Raw genomic sequence first — 19,671 nt, 5'->3', positions numbered from 1 at the left:
CGGCGCTCTGCGGTCCGTGCACCGGGTGGCTAGCCTGCAGGTGTGACACTCCCGGATGAATCGCCGACCGAACGCCAGCCGGCCACGCCGACGTGGGTGGGTTCGGCGTCGGTGCCGCCGGGCGGGTCACGCCGGCGGCGGCAGTGGGAGGACACCCTCGACCTGCCCGCCGCGCCCCGCACCGTGCCGTTGCCGCCGGATCCGTCACCGCCACCGCCGGAGATCCGGTACGTCCCGGTTCCCCAGTACGGCCCGCCACCGCCCGGGTACCACCCGCCGCTCGGGTATCGGCCGCCGCCGCCCGGCTACGCACCGCCGCCACCGCAGTACCGCCGGCGCAAGCGACGCTGGCCGTGGGTGATGCTGCTGCTGTTCACCCTGTGCGCGGGCTGCTGCGGCGGCTCCTACGCGTGGGCCCGCCCGTACTGGGTGCAGTACCCGGCGTCGGTCCAGGTCGACGCGACGGTGCCAGGGCTCACGCGTACCAGCGACGCCAACGCGAAAAAGGCGGCCACCGATCTGCAGAAGGCGCTGACCTCGGACCACCTCGACGAGTCCGGCTTCACGGTGACCTACACCGACGCCTCGAACCGGCAGCTACGGGTCCTCGTCGCCGGCGCCACCCGCTTCATCACCAACCCCACCCGCGACCTGGAGGCGAGTATCCGCAAGCTGCCCGCCGCGCTGCAGGTCGGCACGGTGCGCGACATCGACCCGGGCCCGTTCGGCGGCGAGCAGCGCTGCGCGCCGGCCCGCTTCGACGGCCGGTCCGCGACCGTGTGCGGCTGGGCCGACCACGGCGTCATCGCCCTGGCCGTCTTCCCCGGCAAGTCGCTGGAGCAGGCGGGCACGCTGACGCACAACATCCGCGGCTCCATCGTCCGCCGCGGCTGACCCGCCGGTCTTTCAATCTGCCGCGCGGTTGGCTTTCAATCTGCCGGAGCGGCGGTGCCGTTGTGGCCGTTGGCGGCGGCGATCTGGTCGGGGCGTTTCGGGGCGTACCGGGCGACGTACTCCTGCCCGGTGAGCTGCTGGATCGCGTTCATCAGCTTCAGGGTCAGCTCGCGCAGGCCGCGGCTGTCGACCTCGCCGCCCTGCCACTGGCTCAGGTCCAGCGGCTCGCCGACGCGGACCTCGACAGTCGGGCCGAGCCGGGGCACGGACGCGCCGATCGGCTGGATCTTCTCGGTGTTCATGATGCCGATGGGGATGATCGGGGCGGGCGCGTCGAGCGCGAGCTTCGCCACACCGGGGCGGCCACGGTACAGCCGGCCGTCGGGCGAGCGGGTGCCCTCGGGGAAGATGCCCAGCACGTGCCCGGCGCGCAGGACCGGCAGCGCGGCGTCGAGGGCCATCAGGCTGGCCCGGCCGCCGGAGCGGTCGACGGGGATCTGGTTCAGGCCGTACATGACGTTGCGCATGACGGTGCCCTTGACGCCGGGGGCGACGAAGTACTCGTCCTTGGCCAGGAAGTAGACGTTGCGCGGCATGAAGGCGCCCATCAGCACCGAGTCAATGACCGACTGGTGGTTGCTGGCGAGGATCGCCGGGCCGGTGGCCGGCACGTTGTCCAGGCCGCTGATCTTCGGCCGCCACAGCAGGCGGGACATTGGGGAGATCGCGAACTTGCCGACCGCATAAAGCGCGGACAAAGGGCCTCCACCAGGCTCAACAGACGATGCCGCCCACTGTAGACGGCAAGGGTCGTCAGGTCAGCCGGAGACGTCACACCGTGGGCAACACCACCCGCCCCGGGTGGCTCAGGAGGCGACCAGCACCAGCGCGGTCACGGCGAGCCCCAGCCCGGCGAGCTGCACCGGGCGCAGCCGCTCCCGGTCGACGAGCATCGCCAGCAGGACGGTGCTCACCGGGTACAGCGAGGCGACCGGCGCGATGATGCTCAGGTCGCCGCTCTGCACCGCCACGATGTAGAGCGCGTTCGCGGTCATGTCGAGCATCCCGGCGACGAGCAGCCAGCGTAGCGGCGGGCCGGCCAGCCGCGGGGCGCCGGGAGCGCGGCGGCGCAGCAGGAGCGGCCCGCCGACGACCAGGGCGGCCAGCTGGGCACCGAGGACGGGCCACATGCCGGCCTCACCACCGGCGGCGTCACCGGCCGCGGACAGGCAGATGAAGAACAGCCCGAACGCGACACCCGCGCCGAGCGCCAGCCCGAGCAACCGCCCGGCGCCCTCGCCGGCGACGGGGCTGCTGCTGCCGGCGTCATGGCCGGGATGTTCGGCGGGCACCAGGCTGACCAGGCCGATCGCGGCGATCGCGCAGCCCGCCCCCGCGAGGGCGAGCCCGCCGGGGCGCTCGCCGAGCAGCAGCCCGGCGCCGACCGGCAGCAGCGCGGTCGTGACCGCGCTGACCGGAGCGACGATCGTCATCGCCCCGCCGGCCATCGCCCGGTAGAAGACCATCATCCCGACCACGCCGAACACCCCGGCCGCCGCGCCCCAGCCCAGCACGCCCGGGTGCACGGTGGCCGGCATCAGCACCAGATAGACCAGCAGCAGCGGCACGCTGGCCGCCTTCGACAGCACGACCACGCTCACCGCGTCGATGCGCTGGCTGGCCTTGCCGCCGGCGAAGTCCCCGACGCCCCACACCAGCCCGGACAGCGCCGCCAGCACCACCGCGATCATGTGACGCCCCTGCCGCACCCCGAACCACACCCCGGCATGCCCGGCCCTCCGCCGCGCTCCGGGCCGGTCATGAGAGCCGCTCGATGGTCACGCTGTCGGCGTCGATGAGCTCGGCGAGCATGGTAGCGGCCGGGGTGAGGTCGGTGTCGAGGCCCTCGAGCAGGAACACGGCCGACGTGGTGGCGGCGGTGATCGCGGTGCGGCGGCCCTGGCGCCAGTTCCACCGGCGGCAGGTCACGCCGAGGTCGTCGCGCCAGATCACCTCGCCCGGCTCGGGGGTCTCCACGACCGGGGCGCCCTCCTTGACGGTGTCGAAGGGCTCGTCGCCTGCGGCGCGCACCAGCCGCTCGACGCCGGCGAGGGCGGCGCGGTCCTCCCCGCCGATCGGCACGGCGAAGCGGATGCTCACGGCGTTGTACGCGTCGACGAGCCGGTCGACCACGGGCACGTCGCCACGCGCGGCCCGCTTGCGCAGCGCCTCGGCAGAGCAGGGGGTGCGCTGCGGCTTGGCGCCGAACGCCCGGTAGACGTCCCGCCACGCCTCCAGGGGCGCGGTGAGGTCGCCGGCGTCCTTGATCGCCTGGTGCAGCACGGCGCCATCGCTCGGACCGTTGCGCAGCCCGTCGGCCAGGACGGCGAGGACGGTAGCCTCATGGCCCGCGGACCGGCACAGGTCGAGCACTTCATCGGCAATGGCGAACATAGCCCATGTCGTACCACAATATTGACCGTGGAGGAAAATATTTTGACCGGCGACGTGACTCAGGTCGCCCAGGCGGCGATCGCGCGCCACGTGAAGGCGCTGCGGCAGGGGCGCCGCTGGTCCCTCGACGAGCTGGCCAGCCGGTCGGGGGTCAGCAAGGGCATGCTCGTGCAGATCGAGGGCGCCCGGACCAACCCGAGCATCGGCACACTGTGCCGGATCGCGGAGTCGTTCGGGGTGAGCATCGGCCGGCTGCTGGAGTCCGAGCCGGAGCCGGTGGTGAAGATCGTCGGCGCCGACGAGCCGCCGGTGCTGTGGCGCGGCGGGACCGGCGGCACGGGCCGGCTGCTGCGCGGCGTCAACGACCCGGCGTTCGTCGAGGTCTGGCAGTGGCGGCTGCCGCCCGGCGAGACGCACGACTCCAGCGACCACTCGTCCGGCACCCGGGAGCTGATCCACCTGCACGAGGGCTCGCTCGTGGTGACGGTCGACGGCAACGACCACACCGTCGGCCCCGGCGAGACGATCGACTTCCGGGCCGACCGCCCCCACGGCTACCGCAACGCGGCGGACGTGGAGGCGGTCCTCACGATGGTGGTCGTCATGCCCGAGGGCGAGTTCGACCGGCGCGCGCCGAACCCCGCCTAGACCTTCGTGATCCGCACGCGGACGGGCTGACCCTCGCCGACCTCGCCGGCGAAGCCGTCCGCCACCGCGCCGAGCTCGACCGCGTCGGCCAGGACCTCGCCGGCGACGAACGCGCCGTGCACGGCCAGCACGTCGGCAAGCCCCTCGGCGTCCACGGCGACCGTCACCCGGTCCGACACGTTGAGGTCCGCGTCGCGCCGGGCCTGCTGCACGACCCTGACCAGGTCGCGGGCGAGTCCCTCGGCCGCCAGCTCGGGGGTGACGGTGCTGTCCAGCACCACCACGCCCTCGCCGCCGGGCAGCGGCGCCGACTGGGTCGGGTCGGCCGCGACGAGCTTCAGGTCGTACTCGCCGTCCTGCAGGGTCACGCCGCCGGCCACGACGTCGCCGCCGGCGGAGCGCTTCCAGTCGCCGGCCTTGACCGCCTTGATCACCTGCTGGACCTCCTTGCCGAGGCGGGGGCCGAGCACGCGCGGCACCAGCGTCAGCACCGGCGTGCAGTGCGCGGCGACGTCACCGGTGAAGACGACCTCCTTGACGTTGACCTCGTCGGCGACGAGCGCGGCGAAGGGCCGCAGCGCCTCCGCCCGCGGGGTCGCCACGGTCAGCGTCGACAGCGGCAGCCGTACCCGCAGCCCCCGCGCCTTGCGCAGGGACAGCGCCGCCGAGCACACGTCCCGTACCGCGTCCATGTCGGCGACGAGTGCGTGGTCCGCGGGGAAGTCCGCCGCCGACGGCCAGTCCGTGAGGTGCACCGACCGCTCGCCGGTCAGGCCGCGGTAGATCTCCTCCACGGTCAGCGGCGCGAGCGGCGCGACGACCTGCGTGAGCGTCGACAGCACCGTGTACAGCGTGTCGAACGCGTCGCGGTCGCCGGACCAGAACCGGTCGCGGGAGCGCCGCACGTACCAGTTGGTCAGCGCGTCCAGGTAGGAGCGCACGCTCGCGCAGGCACCGGACAGGTCGTAGGCGTCCAGCTGCTGCTGCACGCCCGCGACGAGCTCGCCGGTCTTCGCCAGCACGTACCGGTCGAGCAGGTGCGTGCTGTCCGTGCGCCGCCGCGCGGTGTACCCGTCGGCGTTGGCGTACAGCGAGAAGAAGTACCAGACGTTCCACAGCGGCAGCAGCACCTGCCGGACCGCGTCGCGGATGCCGACCTCGGTGACCGGCATGTCGCCGCCGCGCAGCACCGGCGAGGACACCAGGAACCAGCGCATCGCGTCGGAGCCGTACTCGTCGAACACCCGGTACACGTCGGGGTAGTTGCGCAGGCTCTTGGACATCTTGCGGCCGTCCTCGCCGAGCAGGATGCCGTGGCTCACGCAGTTGTTGAACGCGGGGCGGTCGAACAGCGCCGTGGCCAGCACGTGCATGGTGTAGAACCAGCCGCGGGTCTGGCCGATGTACTCGACGATGAAGTCGCCCGGGTAGTGGTGCTCGAACCAGTCCCTGTTCTCGAACGGGTAGTGCACCTGGGCGAACGGCATCGACCCGGACTCGAACCAGCAGTCCAGCACCTCCGGCACGCGGCGCATGACCGACTGCCCGGTCGGGTCGTCCGGGTTGGGCCGGGTCAGGCTGTCGATCTCGGGCCGGTGCAGGTCGCCGGGGCGCACGCCGAAGTCGCGCTCGAGCTCGTCGAGCGAGCCGTACACGTCGACGCGCGGATACTGCGGGTCGTCGGACTTCCAGACCGGGATCGGCGAGCCCCAGAACCGGTTCCGGCTGATCGACCAGTCGCGGGCGTTGGCCAGCCACTTGCCGAACGAGCCCTCCTTGATGTGCTCCGGCGTCCAGGTGATCTGCTGGTTGAGCTCCACCATCCGGTCGCGGAACGTGGACACCGCCACGAACCACGACGACACCGCCTTGTAGACCAGCGGCGAGTCGCAGCGCCAGCAGTGCGGGTAGGAGTGGGTGTAGGAGTCGTGGCGCACGACGACGCCGGCCGCCTTCAGGTCGCGGATGACCGGCTTGTTGGCCTCGAAGACCTGCATCCCCTGGTACGCCGGGACGAGCGAGGTGAAGCGGGTGTGCTCGTCGACGGTGACGACGGTGGGGATGCCGACCGAGGCGCACGCGGTCTGGTCGTCCTCGCCGAAGGCGGGCGCCATGTGCACGACGCCGGTGCCGTCCTCGGTGGTGACGAAGTCGGCGCCGATGACCTGGAACGCGTTGGGCGTGTCGGCGAGGAAGTCGAACAGCGGCGTGTACCGGCGCCCGACGAGCGTGGCGCCCTTGACCGTATCCACCCTGGACGCGTTGGCCAGCTCCTTCTCGTAGGCCGCGACCCGCGACTCCGCCAGGACGTACCGGACGCCGTCCTCCTCGTAGACGGCGTAGTCGATGTCCGGGCCGACGGCCAGGGCCAGGTTGGACGGCAGCGTCCACGGGGTCGTCGTCCAGGCGAGGATCTTCTCGCCGGTCTCCAGCTGGAACGCCACGGTCAGCGCCGGGTCCTGCCGGTCGCGGTAGACGTCGTCGTCCATCCGCAGCTCGGTGTTGGACAGCGGCGTCTCGCAGCGCCAGCAGTACGCGAGCACCCGGAAACCCTCGTAGACCAGACCCTTGTCGTGCAGGGTCTTGAACGCCCACATGACGCTTTCCATGTAGTCCAGGTCGAGCGTCTTGTAGTCGTTGGTGAAGTCGACCCAGCGTGCCTGGCGGGTGACGTAGCGCTCCCACTCGTTGGTGTAGCGCAGCACCGACTCCTTGGTCGCGGCGTTGAACTTGTCGACGCCCAGCTGCAGGATCTCGGCCTTCGTGGTGATGCCGAGCTGCTTCTCCGCCTCGACCTCGGCGGGCAGGCCGTGACAGTCCCACCCGAAGCGCCGCTCGACCCGGAAGCCGCGCATCGACTTGTACCGCGGCACGACGTCCTTCGCGTAGCCGGTCAGCAGGTGACCGTAGTGCGGCAGCCCGTTGGCGAACGGCGGCCCGTCGTAGAACACGAACTCGTTGGCGCCGTCGACCCCGGCCTCGCGCTGCTCGACGGAGGCCTCGAACGTCTTGTCGGCGGCCCAGTAGTCGAGCACGCCGCGCTCGACCTCGGGCAGGTTGGGGCTGGCCGGCACGCCGTGAGCCGCATGGTGCATCGGGTAGGCCATCGGTGGTCGCACTCCTCGCGTGATGTCAGCTTCCTGAACTCCACGCGGGGACGAACCTTCGCAGGTCCGCGGTACCACCCCGCTTGCCACCTCGCGGTGGCCGCTCGTTGGCCGGCTGTCACGGGCCGGTGCCCGTCCGGTTCTACTGAGGCCGGCATGCCGGCCCGTTCTTCCGGAGGCTCGCCGGTGATGGCCGGGTCGACGCCTGTGCCTTGAGGATAGCGCGCCGGTCACCCGGGTTTCTCCCGCCGCCCGTCACCCCGCCCACCGCGGCGCGGCAGTCCGCCCGGGCGCGTTCCGGCGGGTGTCGTGGCGCGTTTCGGCGGCAGGCATAAAGAACAGTAAAGAAACCTTGACATTAAATCCGCGCTGGCGTTTGGTGACATCACCCGTCGACGCCCATCGACGCCGCCCCCACCTGGAGCCATGATGCGCCCACGCAACATCGCCCTGCTCTCGGGCACCGCCGCGGCCGCGCTGACCCTCGCCGGGGTCGCCATCGCGTTGCCCGCCTCGGCCGCCGAGCTGCTCACCAACCCAGGATTCGAGACCGGCAACGCCAACAACTGGAGCTGCGAGCCGGCCGCCGCCGTCACGTCCGGCGCCGCCCGCACCGGCACCTACAAGCTCACCGGTACCCCCGGCGGCACCACCGCGCGGTGCCAGCAGACGGTGTCGGTCCAGCCGAACACGAAGTACACCTTCTCCGGGTACGTCAACGGCTCCTACGTCTTCATCGGCGTCACCGGCGGCGTCGAGGCGAGCACCTGGACCCCCGGCACCAGCGGCTACCAGCAGCTGTCGGTCGCGTTCACCACCGGCGCGGCACAGACCTCCGCGGTCGTCTACGTCCACGGCTGGTACGGCCAGCCCGTGTACACCGCGGACGACTTCTCCCTCAACGGCCCCGGCGGCACCCCGCCGACCACGGTCGGCCCGACCACGCCGTCGGCGTCGCCGTCGCGCTCCACGTCACCGTCGGCGTCCCCGTCGGCGTCGCCCTCGAAGTCGCCGTCCACCTCGCCGTCACCGTCCACGTCGACGCCGCCGAGCCCGCTGCCGACGCACTTCCTCACCGGCTACTGGCAGGACTTCGTCAACGGCGCCGCCAAGCTGAAGCTGCGCGACGTGCCCAGCGAGTACGACCTGATCGACGTCGCGTTCGCCGAGACCGGCACGCAGCCCGGGCAGCTGACGTTCCAGGTCGACCCGCAGCTCGCCGCGGCCGTCGGCGGCTACACCGACGCCGAGTTCAAGTCCGACATCGCCACCCTGCACGCCCGCGGCAAGAAGGTCATCCTGTCCGTCGGCGGCGAAGCCGGCCGGGTCACCGTCGGTGACGCGACCGCGGCCACGAACTTCGCCAACAGCGCCTGGTCGCTGATGCAGCAGTACGGCTTCGACGGCATCGACATCGACCTGGAGAACGGTCTCAACCCGACCTACATGGCGCAGGCGCTGCGCTCGCTGCGGGCCAAGGCCGGCGCCAACCTCATCATCACGATGGCGCCGCAGACGATCGACATGCAGTCCACCGGCGGCAGCTACTTCGCCCTGGCACTGTCCATCAAGGACATCCTGACGGTGGTCTACACCCAGTACTACAACTCCGGCAGCATGCTCGGGTGCGACCAGATGGCCGCGTACTCGCAGGGCACCGTCAACTTCATGACCGCCCTGGCCTGCATCCAGCTGGAGAACGGGCTGCGCCCCGACCAGGTGGCCCTCGGCCTGCCCGCCGGGCCCGGCGCGGCCGGCGGCGGTGTGGTCGCCCCGGCCCTGGTCAACCAGGCGCTGTCGTGCCTGGCGACCGGCACCAGCTGCGGCACGTTCAAGCCGCCGCACACGTACCCGGGGATCCGCGGCGCCATGACCTGGTCGATCAACTGGGACGTCACCAACGGCAACAACTTCGCCCGGACCGTCAAGCCGCACCTGGCGACGCTGCCGTAACCCGCACCTCCGGCCGAGCTTTCTTCCCCAACACAGGGAGGGGGCGGGTGTCCCAGCACCCGTCCCCTCGCTTTTGTCTTCGGGTGATTTCCCGAAGGTGAAATTACTCCGCGAGCTCCGGGAACCACAGCGCGATCTCACGCTTCGCACTGTCGACGGAGTCGGATGCGTGCACGAGATTCTCGCGGTTGGACAGCGAGAAATCGCCGCGGATGCTGCCGGGCGCGGCCTTGCGGCCGTCGGTCGAGCCGATCAGAGTGCGGATGACGGCGATCGCCTCGTCGCCGGAGACGACCAGCGCGACCAGGTTGCCGCCGGTCATGAAGTCCCGCAACGGCGGGTAGAAGTCCCGCTCGACGTGCTCGGCGTAGTGCTGGTCGGCGAGGGCGCGGTCCATGGCGCGCAGCCGCATCGCGTCGATCGCGAGGCCCTTGCGCTCCAGACGGCCGATGATCTCGCCGACGAGTCCCCGACGCACGGCATCAGGCTTGATCAAAACGAGCGAACGCTCCGCCACGACGTGCCTCCAAGATCGGTCCGGTACGTCCCTGAGCCTACCGAGCGTCACCGGACCCGACCCGCCAGGGTGCCGAACACTTCCGTTCCGGCGATGATCAGGCATAGCCTGATGTCAGTCGTCTGGGGAGGTCGACTTGCCGTCCAGCAATCGTGCACAGGACACCGGCAGCAGGAAACTCGTGATCGCACTGCTCATCGTGGTCGGCGGTTTCCTGGCATTCTGCGGATTGGGTTGGTCCAACGCCTTGGTGATGGCGTTGGGCATCATCGTGGCCGCCGCCGGCCCGGTGCTGATCCTTGTCCTGAACTCGCGCCACAAGGTGCGGCAATACGTTTACGGCACAGCGAGGGTCGCCGATATCTCGCCCCGCCCGACGACCGACGGCCGGACCGCCCGCGGCCGGCTCAAGCTGGTCGTGCGCGCCAGCGGTGTCAACGGCGCCACCGTCTCCACCGTCGACCCGGCGATCCCCCTGGACAAGTGGCCCGACCCCGGCGCCACGCTGCCCGTCCAGGTCCTCAAGGGCAACCCGCGCAAGCTCGCCATCGTGTGGGACAAGGTCCAGTCGCACCAGGACGTGCAGGCCTCGGAGCGCCGGCCCACCCGCAACACCCCGCAGTACTCCGTCGACGGCGACGAGCTCGCCGTCGTCGACTCCCCGACCGACGAATACGAGCGCCGGCGCGCCCAGGCCCCCGCCGACCGCGCCCCGGACGCCGGCGATCTCGACGGCGGCGGCTTCGGTACGCCCACCGCCGGCACCCACAGCGGCGGCGCCCCCGGCGGTGGTGGCGGTGCCGGTGGCGGCCCGGTGTTCGAACGGCCCGCCGAGGAGCTGCCGCCCGACAACCGGCCCACCCTCACCGACCTGCCCCCGGTCGCGGCGCCGGTCATCGGGCCGGTCCGGCTGTCCGGCCGCTCCGACCGCCTCGGACAGACCAGGCCCGCCTCCCGGCCGACCTCCCCCGCCGCGACGGGCACCGGCCTGACCGGCACGGGCCAGGCCGGCCTGAGCCCGACCGGGCCGGGGCCCTCGGCAGCGGCCGCGGCCGCGGTCGCGTTCGCCGAGCCGGGCGACCCCGCGGTGGACGACGGACCCGCCGCGGCGGCCGGGCCGGCCGAGGCGACCGGCGCCGCCACCGAGGACACCCCGCCGGTGGTGGTCCGGTTGCCGTCCAACCCGGTGCACGGCGGCGCCCGCCGGCGGCCGAGCCCCCGGCCCCGCCCCGGCACCCACGACCGCGGACCCAACCGGCCGGCGCAGGCACCACCCGCCACCGCCGCGGAGGAGACTCCCGCGGCGGTGACCCAGGCGGCCCCGGCGGCGACCGAGGAGACTCCGGCGGTGGTGACCGAGGCCGCCGCGACGTACACGATCCCGGAGGCCGGCTCGACGCTGTCCCCGCCGCCGGACCTGCCGGTGTCGGACCTGCCCGCCGCTGATCCGGACGGCGAGCCGGCAGCCGCCGTCACTTTGACCAAGCCCGCCTCGACCACCACGCCCGCCGCCTCAGCCGCCTCAGCCGCTTCAGGCGCCTCCGCCGGGACGCAGGAGGAGCCGGCGGCGGTCGAGTCCGCCGTCGAGGGTGGCGTCGAGCCGCCCGGCGACCGGCCGGCGGGCACCGCGGCCCTCGCCTCCGGGATCACCTGGTGGCCGGACCGCGAGACCGAGCAGCTGCCGACCAGGATGGCGCGGGCCGAGCAGGCGCCGGCCGCCGGGACCGGCGCGGCCGAGGACCTGTCCGAGGACCCGGCCACCGGCGCCGCCGCGGTGGTCGAGCCGCGGGCGGTCGTCCCGCCGACCCCGCTGCGGTCCGCGAACGAGGCGTCCGCCGCGCTCGCCGACGAGCCGCCCGCCACCGACGAGCCGCCGGCCGCCCTCTCCGACGAACCCGCCGGCACTGGAGCCGCCCACGCCGCCGCCGAAGCGCCGGTGGGCAACGGCACGACCTCGATCCGTCCCTGGGGTGCCGTGGACGCCGGCGGGCCGACGGGCCGCACGACGTCGGCGTGGTCCGCCAACGGCCACGTCCGCTCCCCCGTCTGGCCGAGGCCCGCCGCCGCCACCGCCGCCACGACCACCGCAGACATCGACGACGATGAGCCGGTCAGCCCCGACCCGTACGCCACCGAGCACTACGTCGGCGACGCGCCGGAGGACCAGCTGGAGGAGCAGCCGCCGTCCGAAGGCGCGGTCGGGCAGTTCCTGGCGGCCCGGCAACAGCCGCAGTCGATGCCGCTCGACGGCGTCAACGGGGTGAGCATCACGCTGATCGTGTCGGACCTGGAGCGCTCGCGGCGGTTCTACCGGGACACGCTGGGCCTCACCGAGCTCGACAGCGGCCCGGCCGCGGTGGTGCTCGCCACCGGCGACGCCCGGGTCGTGCTGCGCCGGGTCGCGGACATGCCGCCGGTGGACCGCCGGGTCGTCCACCTGAACCTCGAGGTGCCCGACGTCTACGAGGCGTACGAGCGGCTCCGCGAGCAGGGCGTCGACTTCGTCCACCGGCCGCGGGTCGTCCCGCAGGGCGAGCAGCTGGAGCTGTGCTCGGCGACGTTCCGCGACCCCGACGGGCACGCGATCGCGCTGACGAAGTGGGAGCTGCGTCGTTAGGCGTACCGGCGCAGGGTCTCCTCGGCGGTGCGGCGCATCAGGTCGCGCAGCTCCGCCGGCTCGAGGACCTCGACGTCGGGGCCGAAGCGGCCGAGGTCGACCCGGGCGTGTTCGAAGGACTCGATCGGCATGACGATCCGGACCCAGCCGTCGGCGTCGGGCGGGCCGGCGGTGTCGCGCAGCGCCCGCTCGGCGACCGGGCCGAGCATCCACCACATGCTCGCGGCGCGGGGCCCGACGAGGACGGTCGCGTCGCCGCCGCGGTACAGGGTGCGCTGCAGCCGGTCGGACCACTCGGTCCAGTAGCCGCGCAGGTCGAAGCCGGCGGGGCGCTCGAAGCGGCCGTCGAGGACGTCGACGGCGTCGATGCGGGAGATCCGGTACGCGTTGACCCGTTCCCGGCCGCGGGCGACGACGTACCAGGCGGTGCCCTTGAGGACCAGGCCGAACGGTTCGATGGTCCGCTCGACCTGGCTGCCGTCCCATTTGCGGTACGAGACCCGCAGCGGCCGCTGCTCCCACACGGCCCCGGCGACCGCGTCGAGGTGCGGCGGGGCCTCCGGGTCACGGAACCAGCCGGGCGCGTCGACGTGCACGCGTTCCTGGATGCGGGCCGCCGTGGTGCGTTGCTCCAGTGGCATCGCGGCGAGGAGCTTGAGCTGCGCCGCGTCGAGGGTGGGCCCGAGGCCGAGGTGCCCGGCGGTGGCGCCGCTGCCGGCGAGGAACAGCGCGGCCGCCTCGTCGGTGGTGAGCCCCGTCAGGGTGGTGCGGTAGCCGTCGACGAGCTGGTATCCGCCGGCCGGCCCTCTGTCGGCGTACACGGGAACACCTGACGCGGAGAGCGCCTCGATGTCGCGGTACACAGTGCGGACGGACACCTCAAGCTCGTCGGCGATCTGCTGGGCGGTGAGCCGGCCCCGGGTCTGCAGCAGCAGGAGCGTGGACAGCAGCCGGCTCGCCCGCATGCGTCAGGGTTTGTTCGCGTAGACGGCTCGGCGCACGTACAGGACGTATCCCCAGCTGAGCCCGAACACGATGCCGAGCACGACCAGCGACCAGTGCAGGACGCCACCGGCGAGCAGCGCCACCGGCACGACCAGCGCCGCCGGCCACGCCCAGTCGTAGCGCAGCAGCCCGCACAGGGCGAAGCTGAGCACGGCGAGCCCGGCGCAGAGCCAGATCGCCGCGGTCGACTGGCCCAGCTTCGCCAGGGGCAGCAGCGCCAGCAGCAGCACGAGCCCTTCGACGACGAGGGTGGCCGCCCCGACGCCGCGGACCGCGCCGCCGGGGTTCTTCAGGCCGGCGGTGCTCACGGCGTCACCTCCGCTGCGCTCCGGCGCCGCCGTGAGCCAACCCTGCGCCCATGATGAGCGGCTCCTCCGCTACGCTCCGGACCACTCATGGCGTCACCTCCGCTGCGCTCCGGCGCCACCGTGAGCCAACCCTGCGCCCATGATGAGCGGCTCCTCCGCTACGCTCCGGACCACTCATCGCTTCAGCAGCCCTCGGGCGTCGGCGACGGTCACGACCGAGCCGGTGACGAGAATGCCGATGGTGCCGGGGACCGCATTGTCGGACTCGGCGAGCGCGACCGCGGTGTCGATCGCGTCGGGCAGGTCCGGCACCACGTGGACCCGTTCGGGCCCGTACAGCTCCTCGGCGATCGCGCCGAGCTGCGCGGCGGACATGCCCCGGGGCGAGCTGTTGCGGGTGCAGACGATGCTCTCGGTGATCGGCTCGAGCAGCTCGAGCATGCCCTCGACGTCCTTGTCGGCGAGGGCGGCGACGACGGCGACGAGCCCGTTGAACGCGAACTCCTCGTTGAGCGCCCGGACGGTGGCCCGCATGCCGGCGGCGTTGTGGGCGGCGTCGACGAGGATCGGCGGCGAGTTGCGGACCCGCTCGAGCCGCCCGGGCGAGGTGGCCCCGCCGAACCCGTCGCGGACGGCCTCGGCGTTGAGCGCGCGCTCGTTGCCGGCGCCGAGGAACGACTCGACGGCGGCGAGCGCGATCGCCGCGTTCTGCGCCTGGTGCTCGCCGTGCAGCGGCAGGAAGACGCCCTCGTAGGTGCCGGACAGGCCCTGCAGGGTGAGGACCTGCCCGCCGACCGCGAGGTCGCGCTGCACGACGCCGAACTCGCGGCCTTCCCGGGCGATGGTCGCGCCGACCTCGGCGCAGCGCTCCAGGATCGGGCGCATCGCCTCGTCCGGCTGCGCCGCGCAGATCAGCGTCGACCCCTTGTGGACGATGCCGGCCTTGGCCAGCGCGATGTCCTCGATGGTGTCGCCGAGCCACTCGGTGTGGTCCAGGCCGATCGGCGTGATGACCGTCGTCTGGGCCTGCAGCACGTTGGTGGAGTCGTCCGCGCCGCCGAGACCGACCTCGACGACGGCCACGTCGACGGGCGCGTCGGCGAACGCGGCGAACGCCATCGCGGTCGTCATGTCGAAGTACGTGAGCGGCGCGTCACTGCGCGCGTCGAGGTACTCGGCGAGGGGCTGGACCTCGTCGTAGATCTCGACGAACCGCTCCTCGCTGATCGGCTCGTCCTCGATGCTGATCCGCTCCCGGATCGACTGCAGGTGCGGACTGGTGTACCGCCCGGTCCGCAGCCCGTGCGCGCGCAGCAGCGAGTCGATCATCCGGGCGGTCGACGTCTTGCCGTTGGTGCCGGTGATGTGGATCGCCGGGTACGCCCGCTGCGGGCTGCCCATGAGGTCGAGCAGCCCTTCGATCCGGCCGAGGTCGAACACCATGCGGGTGAAGCCCCGACCGTTGAGCTCCTGGTCGACCTCCGTAAACCTGCTCATGCCACCGCCTCCGCTGCGCTCCGGCGCCGGCCTGAGCCCCACCCTGAGCTACCGGTTCGCAGCCCTCCGCTGCGCTGCGGGCCGCTCATGCCGCCGCCTCCGCCGCGCTCCGGCGCCGGCCTGAGCCAACCCTGCACCCACATGGTTCGCGGCCCGAGCCGCTCCGCTGGCCGCTCACAGGGCTTCCAGCTGCCCCGTGATGCGGGCGAGGTCGGCCTCGGCGGCGGCGAGCCGCTGGCGGATCTTCTCCACGACCGCCTCGGGCGCCTTGTCGGTGAACGCCGGGTTGTCGAGCTTCGCCCGGCACTGCGCGGCCTCCTTCTCCGCGGCGGCCTTGTCCTTGCCGAGGCGGGCCCGCTCGGCGCCGACGTCGATCGTGCCGCGGGTGTCGAGCTCGACGGTGACGCCGACACCCACGCTGAGCTTCGCCGTGGCCGCGAACTCGTCGCCCGGGGTCTCCAGGCGCGCGAGGGACCGGATGAGGCCCTCGTGCGCGGCGAGCCCGGCGGCGTCGAGGCCCTCCAGCCGGGCGACGACCCGCTGGGCCGGCTTGACGCCCTGGTCGGCCCGGAACCGGCGGACCTCGGTGACGACCCGCTGCAGGTCGGCGACCTCCCGCTCGGCGGCGTCGTCGATCAGCGCCCGGTCAGCGGCCGGCCACGCGGCCCGCACCAGGGTCCGCGCGCCGGTCAGCGTGGTCCACAGCTCCTCGGTCACGAACGGGGTGATCGGGTGCAGCAGCCGCAGCAGCTGGTCCAGCACGTGGCCCAGCACCCGCTGCCGCTGCGGGGTCATCGCCGGCTTCGACAGCTCCAGGTACCAGTCGCAGACGTCGTCCCACGCGAAGTGGTACAGCGTGTCGCAGACCTTCGCCAGCTCGAACGCCTCGAACTGCTCGTCGACCTCGGCGATGACGTGCTGCAGCCGGGACAGGATCCACCGGTCGACGGTCGACAGCTCCTCGGTGGGCAGATCACCCTCGACGGTCGCGCCGTTGGACAGGCCGAACCGGGTCGCGTTCCACAGCTTGTTGCAGAAGTTGCGGGCGCCCTGCACCCATTCCTCGCTGACGGGCACGTCCGCGCCGGGGTTGGCGCCGCGGGCGAGGGTGAAGCGGGTCGCGTCGGCGCCGAACCGGTCGATCCAGTCCAGCGGGTCCACCACGTTGCCGAACGACTTCGACATCTTCTTGCCGTGCTGGTCGCGGACCATGCCGTGGAGCATGACGACGTGGAACGGCGGCCGGCCGTCCATCGCGTACAGGCCGAACATCATCATCCGGGCGACCCAGAAGAACAGGATGTCGTAGCCGGTGACCAGGACGCTGGTCGGATAGAACTTCGCCAGGTCCGGGGTCTCGTCGGGCCAGCCGAGCGTGGAGAACGGCCACAGCGCCGAGGAGAACCACGTGTCCAGGACGTCCTGGTCCTGGGTCCAGCCGTCCCCGGCGGGCGGCTGCTCGTCGGGGCCGACGCAGACGACCTCGCCCTGTGGGCCGTACCAGACCGGGATCCGGTGCCCCCACCACAGCTGGCGGGAGATGCACCAGTCGTGCATGTTGTCGACCCAGCCGAAGTAGCGCTTGGTGAGCTCCGGCGGCTCGACCCGGACCCGGCCGTCGCGCACGGCGTCGCCGGCGGCCTTGGCGAGGGGCCCGGTGCGCACGAACCACTGCAGCGACAGCCGCGGCTCGACGGTGGTGCCGCAGCGCTGGCAGTGCCCGACCGCGTGCACGTAGGGCCGCTTCTCCGCCACGATGCGCCCTTCGGCGCGCAGCGCGGCGATGATGGCCGGCCGGGCCTCGAACCGGTCGAGGCCGAGGAACGGCCCGTGCACGGTGACGACGCCGTGCTCGTCCATGATCGTGAGGCTGGGCAGGTTGTGCCGCTGGCCGATCTCGAAGTCGTTGGGGTCGTGCGCCGGGGTGACCTTGACCGCGCCGGTGCCGAACGCCGGGTCCACGTGCGGGTCGGCGACGATCGGGATGCGCCGGCCGGTGAGCGGCAGCTCGACCTCGGTGCCGACGAGGTGCTGGTACCGCTCGTCGTCGGGGTGGACGGCCACGGCGGTGTCGCCGAGCATGGTCTCGGCCCGGGTGGTGGCCACCACGATCGCGTTGTCGCCGTCGCCGTAGCGGATGGAGACGAGTTCACCGTCGTCGTCGGAGTGCTCGACCTCGATGTCCGACAGGGCGGTCAGGCACCGGGGGCACCAGTTGATGATGCGCTCGGCCCGGTAGATGAGCCCGTCGTCGAAGAGCCGCTTGAAGATGGTGAGGACGGCGCGGGACAGGCCCTCGTCCATGGTGAACCGCTCGCGGCTCCAGTCGACCGAGTCGCCGAGCCGGGTCATCTGGCCCAGGATCTTGCCGCCGGACTCGGCCTTCCACTGCCAGACCTTCTCCACGAACGCCTCGCGGCCCAGGTCGTGCCGGGACTGCTTGGACGCGGCGAGCTGCCGCTCCACGACGTTCTGGGTGGCGATGCCGGCGTGGTCCATGCCGGGCAGCCACAGCGCCTCGTAGCCCTGCATCCGCTTGCGGCGGGTGAGGGCGTCCTGGACGGTGTGGTCGAGGGCATGGCCGATGTGCAGGGAGCCGGTCACGTTCGGCGGAGGCAGCACGATGGCGAACGGGGGCTTGTCGCCGGCCGCGTCCGCCGTGAACAGACCGTCGGCGACCCATTGCTCATACCGCCGCTGTTCTACCTCTCCTGGCGCATACTGGGCCGAGAGCACCGAAGCAGTGGGGGCGGTCGGCTCGGCTGCGCCGGGCGTCCGTTGAGTCTCCGTCACATTGCGAGTCTAGAACTTCGCATGCGGGGTCTACGCTCGCCAGTGCCCCCTCACTCAGGAGACTGATCGACGGTGACTTACCCGCCCCGCCCGTCTGACGACGAACCTCGCTCGCAGCCGTTCCAGCCGCAGTCGTACGACCTGGCGCCGGAGTTCGGCACGCAGCAGACTCCGAGCGACGGGTCCTACCAGCAGCAGCCCGGGCCCTACGGCCCGCCGCAGTCGTACCCGGCCCAGCAGCAGCCGTATCAGCAGCCCGCGTACCAGGACCCGTACCAGGCGCCGGCGTACCAGCCGGCGTACCAGCAGCCGCAGCCGTTCCAGCCGCCGGTGCCCGGTCCCGCGTTCCCGCCGCCTCCTCCGCCCGCCCGCCGGGGCAAAGGGTTGAAGATCACGCTCGGGGTGCTCGGCGCGCTGTTCCTGGTCTGTGCGGTGATCTCCTGCGTGTTCCTGTACCCGGTCATCTCCGCGAGCGGCACCACCGTGACGGCGCCGGCGACGCTGCCCGGCGGTCTCAACAAGGAGACCTCCGAGCAGATGCAGACGATCGTCGACCAGATGGAGGCCGACCTGCGCACCAACGTGGGCGATGTCGACCAGGTCGCGGCGGGCATCTACAGCGACGGCGACCCGCAGAAGCCGGTCGTGCTGGTGGCGGCGACCTCGACGATCCTGTTCCCCGACGATGAGATCGAGGACGCGTTCAAGGGCTTCAACGCGACCGCCGGCGGCGGGGTCGGCGGGCAGACCAGCTACCCGGCCGGTGACCTGGGTGGCACCGTGAAGTGTGCGACCGGCAAGGAGGACGAATTGGCGATGACGTTGTGCGTCTGGGCCGACCACGGCAGCGTCGGCATCGCCGTCTTCGTCGGCCGTGAGCTCCAGGAGGCCGCGGACCTGTTCCTGCGGATCCGTCCGGCTGTCGAGAGCCGCTGATCGTCGCGTTCTGCCCGGGGTACGGGTGGGGCCGGGCCACCACGGTCCGGCCCCGCTGCATGTAGCGGCCCTTGCTACGCTGCGCCGATGGTCGATCTGCCGGGCATCTCCGACGACGCCTTCGAGGCTTCCGACGACGACGAGTCCCGTGGTGACGGGCCCGGCTCGTCCATCAACCTGAAGAAGGTCGCGATCGTCTGCGGCGCGCTCGCCGGCGTGGCGCTGCTCGGCTCCGCGGTCGTCTACGGCCCGACGGTCGTGCGGGTCACGCAGCAGAGCGACACGACCGTGTCGACGCCGCCGCAGATCGGCTCCTTCACCCTGTTCTCGACCGAGGACGCGACGCAGACCGCGGAGTACGTCCGGGATGCCGTCGTCACGCAGGTGAGCCTCGACAAGAGCGTCGGCGCCATCTACCGGGACCAGAACGGCCCGTCCGAGGTGCGCACGGTCATCCTCGTCGCCGGCACGGGCCGGATCTGGAAGCCGGAGCGTGCCCTGGACGGGGCGTTCAAGGCGGTCGCCGGCCCAGACCCGGGCGACGCCGGTGTCCGCAACGTCCACGACGTCGACGCGGGTGAGCTCGGTGGGTTGGCCCGGTGCGGTGAGATCGTCGACAAGGACGGCTCGATGTCGGTGTGCGGCTGGGCCGACAACGGCTCGCTGGGCGTGGCGCTGTTCCCCGGCCGGCAGATGGCGGACGCGGAGAAGGCGCTGCTGCAGCTGCGGCCGGCGGTCGAGAAGCGCTGATCCGGCGTTCGCCGGGCCTTGTTTTTCTGGAAATGCGGCCTTGTTGTTCCTGGAAACGCGAGTAGCCCCCACCGTGTGGTGGGGGCTACTGCGAAGGTTTGTCCGGCGGCGTCCTACTCTCCCACACTCTCTCGGGTGCAGTACCATCGGCGCTGGAGGGCTTAGCTTCCGGGTTCGGAATGGGACCGGGCG

At 72.2% G+C, this 19,671-nt stretch carries 15 protein-coding genes and 1 rRNA gene; 6 read left to right on the top strand and 10 right to left on the bottom strand.

Annotation, left to right across the window (positions count from 1 at the left end):
- Window positions 1–42 precede the first annotated feature (42 nt).
- The gene (locus tag AB0H83_RS36280; protein WP_360103137.1) at window positions 43–894 is read left to right on the top strand and encodes a hypothetical protein; all 852 of its coding nucleotides are present in this window, start codon (window positions 43–45) and stop codon (window positions 892–894) included.
- A gap of 35 nt (window positions 895–929) precedes the next feature.
- On the opposite strand, the gene AB0H83_RS36275 is transcribed toward AB0H83_RS36280, so the two are convergent.
- The 3 genes from AB0H83_RS36275 to AB0H83_RS36265 all read right to left on the bottom strand — a co-directional run bounded on the left by AB0H83_RS36275 (window position 930) and on the right by AB0H83_RS36265 (window position 3,348).
- Window positions 930–1,652: a lysophospholipid acyltransferase family protein gene (locus AB0H83_RS36275; RefSeq protein WP_360103135.1), complete on the bottom strand. Its 723-nt coding sequence runs from the start codon at window positions 1,650–1,652 to the stop codon at window positions 930–932.
- 108 nt (window positions 1,653–1,760) lie between these two features.
- Window positions 1,761–2,645, bottom strand: coding sequence for a DMT family transporter (locus AB0H83_RS36270; protein WP_360103133.1), 885 nt, complete (start codon window positions 2,643–2,645; stop codon window positions 1,761–1,763).
- A 67-nt stretch (window positions 2,646–2,712) separates the two neighbouring features.
- Window positions 2,713–3,348 carry a phenylalanine--tRNA ligase beta subunit-related protein gene (locus AB0H83_RS36265; RefSeq protein ID WP_360103131.1) on the bottom strand — a complete coding sequence of 212 codons (636 nt, stop codon included), beginning with the start codon at window positions 3,346–3,348 and terminating at the stop codon, window positions 2,713–2,715.
- Between the two features lie 27 nt (window positions 3,349–3,375).
- On the opposite strand from AB0H83_RS36265, the gene AB0H83_RS36260 reads away from it, so the two are divergent.
- The gene (locus AB0H83_RS36260) at window positions 3,376–3,996 is read left to right on the top strand and encodes an XRE family transcriptional regulator (protein ID WP_360103129.1); all 621 of its coding nucleotides are present in this window, start codon (window positions 3,376–3,378) and stop codon (window positions 3,994–3,996) included.
- On the opposite strand, the gene ileS is transcribed toward AB0H83_RS36260, so the two are convergent.
- Window positions 3,993–7,103: an isoleucine--tRNA ligase gene (gene ileS / locus AB0H83_RS36255; protein WP_360103127.1), complete on the bottom strand. Its 3,111-nt coding sequence runs from the start codon at window positions 7,101–7,103 to the stop codon at window positions 3,993–3,995. The two genes, AB0H83_RS36260 and ileS, sit on opposite strands and share 4 nt — an antisense overlap.
- Before the next feature lie 429 nt (window positions 7,104–7,532).
- Between ileS and AB0H83_RS36250 the strand changes: the two genes are divergently transcribed.
- Window positions 7,533–9,056, top strand: a complete 1,524-nt coding sequence (locus AB0H83_RS36250; RefSeq protein WP_360103125.1) for a glycosyl hydrolase family 18 protein — start codon at window positions 7,533–7,535, stop codon at window positions 9,054–9,056.
- A 103-nt stretch (window positions 9,057–9,159) separates the two neighbouring features.
- Here AB0H83_RS36250 and ndk read toward each other — a convergent pair whose 3' ends face one another.
- Entirely contained in the window at window positions 9,160–9,573 is a 414-nt protein-coding gene (gene ndk, locus AB0H83_RS36245; RefSeq protein ID WP_360103123.1) for a nucleoside-diphosphate kinase, read from the bottom strand.
- Between the two features lie 181 nt (window positions 9,574–9,754).
- On the opposite strand from ndk, the gene AB0H83_RS36240 reads away from it, so the two are divergent.
- Window positions 9,755–12,190, top strand: a complete 2,436-nt coding sequence (locus AB0H83_RS36240; RefSeq protein ID WP_360103121.1) for a VOC family protein — start codon at window positions 9,755–9,757, stop codon at window positions 12,188–12,190.
- Here the strand turns inward: AB0H83_RS36240 and AB0H83_RS36235 are convergent.
- From AB0H83_RS36235 to AB0H83_RS36220, 4 genes are all read right to left on the bottom strand, one after another.
- Entirely contained in the window at window positions 12,187–13,155 is a 969-nt protein-coding gene (locus tag AB0H83_RS36235; RefSeq protein ID WP_360103119.1) for a YafY family protein, read from the bottom strand. The genes AB0H83_RS36240 and AB0H83_RS36235 overlap by 4 nt on opposite strands.
- Before the next feature lie 3 nt (window positions 13,156–13,158).
- The gene (locus AB0H83_RS36230) at window positions 13,159–13,503 is read right to left on the bottom strand and encodes a DUF4233 domain-containing protein (protein WP_360103117.1); all 345 of its coding nucleotides are present in this window, start codon (window positions 13,501–13,503) and stop codon (window positions 13,159–13,161) included.
- Window positions 13,504–13,677: 174 nt separating this feature from the next.
- Window positions 13,678–15,000 (bottom strand): folylpolyglutamate synthase/dihydrofolate synthase family protein, encoded by a 1,323-nt coding sequence (locus tag AB0H83_RS36225; protein ID WP_360103115.1) that lies wholly within the window; start codon window positions 14,998–15,000, stop codon window positions 13,678–13,680.
- A gap of 174 nt (window positions 15,001–15,174) precedes the next feature.
- Window positions 15,175–17,793, bottom strand: a complete 2,619-nt coding sequence (locus AB0H83_RS36220; protein ID WP_360103113.1) for a valine--tRNA ligase — start codon at window positions 17,791–17,793, stop codon at window positions 15,175–15,177.
- 72 nt (window positions 17,794–17,865) lie between these two features.
- On the opposite strand from AB0H83_RS36220, the gene AB0H83_RS36215 reads away from it, so the two are divergent.
- Complete coding sequence (locus AB0H83_RS36215) at window positions 17,866–18,729, top strand: hypothetical protein (RefSeq protein WP_360103111.1); 864 nt, start codon at window positions 17,866–17,868, stop codon at window positions 18,727–18,729.
- 87 nt (window positions 18,730–18,816) lie between these two features.
- Window positions 18,817–19,479, top strand: coding sequence for a hypothetical protein (locus AB0H83_RS36210; protein WP_360103109.1), 663 nt, complete (start codon window positions 18,817–18,819; stop codon window positions 19,477–19,479).
- A 100-nt stretch (window positions 19,480–19,579) separates the two neighbouring features.
- Here AB0H83_RS36210 and rrf read toward each other — a convergent pair.
- Window positions 19,580–19,671: ribosomal RNA gene (rrf, locus tag AB0H83_RS36205) — 5S ribosomal RNA — on the bottom strand; the annotation flags it as partial.

The organism is Dactylosporangium sp. NPDC050688, from assembly GCF_040654515.1.
In the GTDB taxonomy this organism is placed as follows: domain Bacteria; phylum Actinomycetota; class Actinomycetes; order Mycobacteriales; family Micromonosporaceae; genus Dactylosporangium.
Note: the sequence above shows the minus strand (reverse complement) of the source record. Positions and strands in the feature narration are given on the sequence as shown.

Coding starts and splice junctions, on each gene's coding strand:
- AB0H83_RS36225 (WP_360103115.1), bottom strand. CDS start 15,000: ATGAGCAGGTTTACGGAGGTCGACCAGGAGCTCAACGGTCGGGGCTTC.
- AB0H83_RS36265 (WP_360103131.1), bottom strand. CDS start 3,348: ATGTTCGCCATTGCCGATGAAGTGCTCGACCTGTGCCGGTCCGCGGGC.
- AB0H83_RS36270 (WP_360103133.1), bottom strand. CDS start 2,645: ATGATCGCGGTGGTGCTGGCGGCGCTGTCCGGGCTGGTGTGGGGCGTC.
- AB0H83_RS36235 (WP_360103119.1), bottom strand. CDS start 13,155: ATGCGGGCGAGCCGGCTGCTGTCCACGCTCCTGCTGCTGCAGACCCGG.
- AB0H83_RS36210 (WP_360103109.1), top strand. CDS start 18,817: ATGGTCGATCTGCCGGGCATCTCCGACGACGCCTTCGAGGCTTCCGAC.
- AB0H83_RS36250 (WP_360103125.1), top strand. CDS start 7,533: ATGCGCCCACGCAACATCGCCCTGCTCTCGGGCACCGCCGCGGCCGCG.
- ileS (WP_360103127.1), bottom strand. CDS start 7,103: ATGGCCTACCCGATGCACCATGCGGCTCACGGCGTGCCGGCCAGCCCC.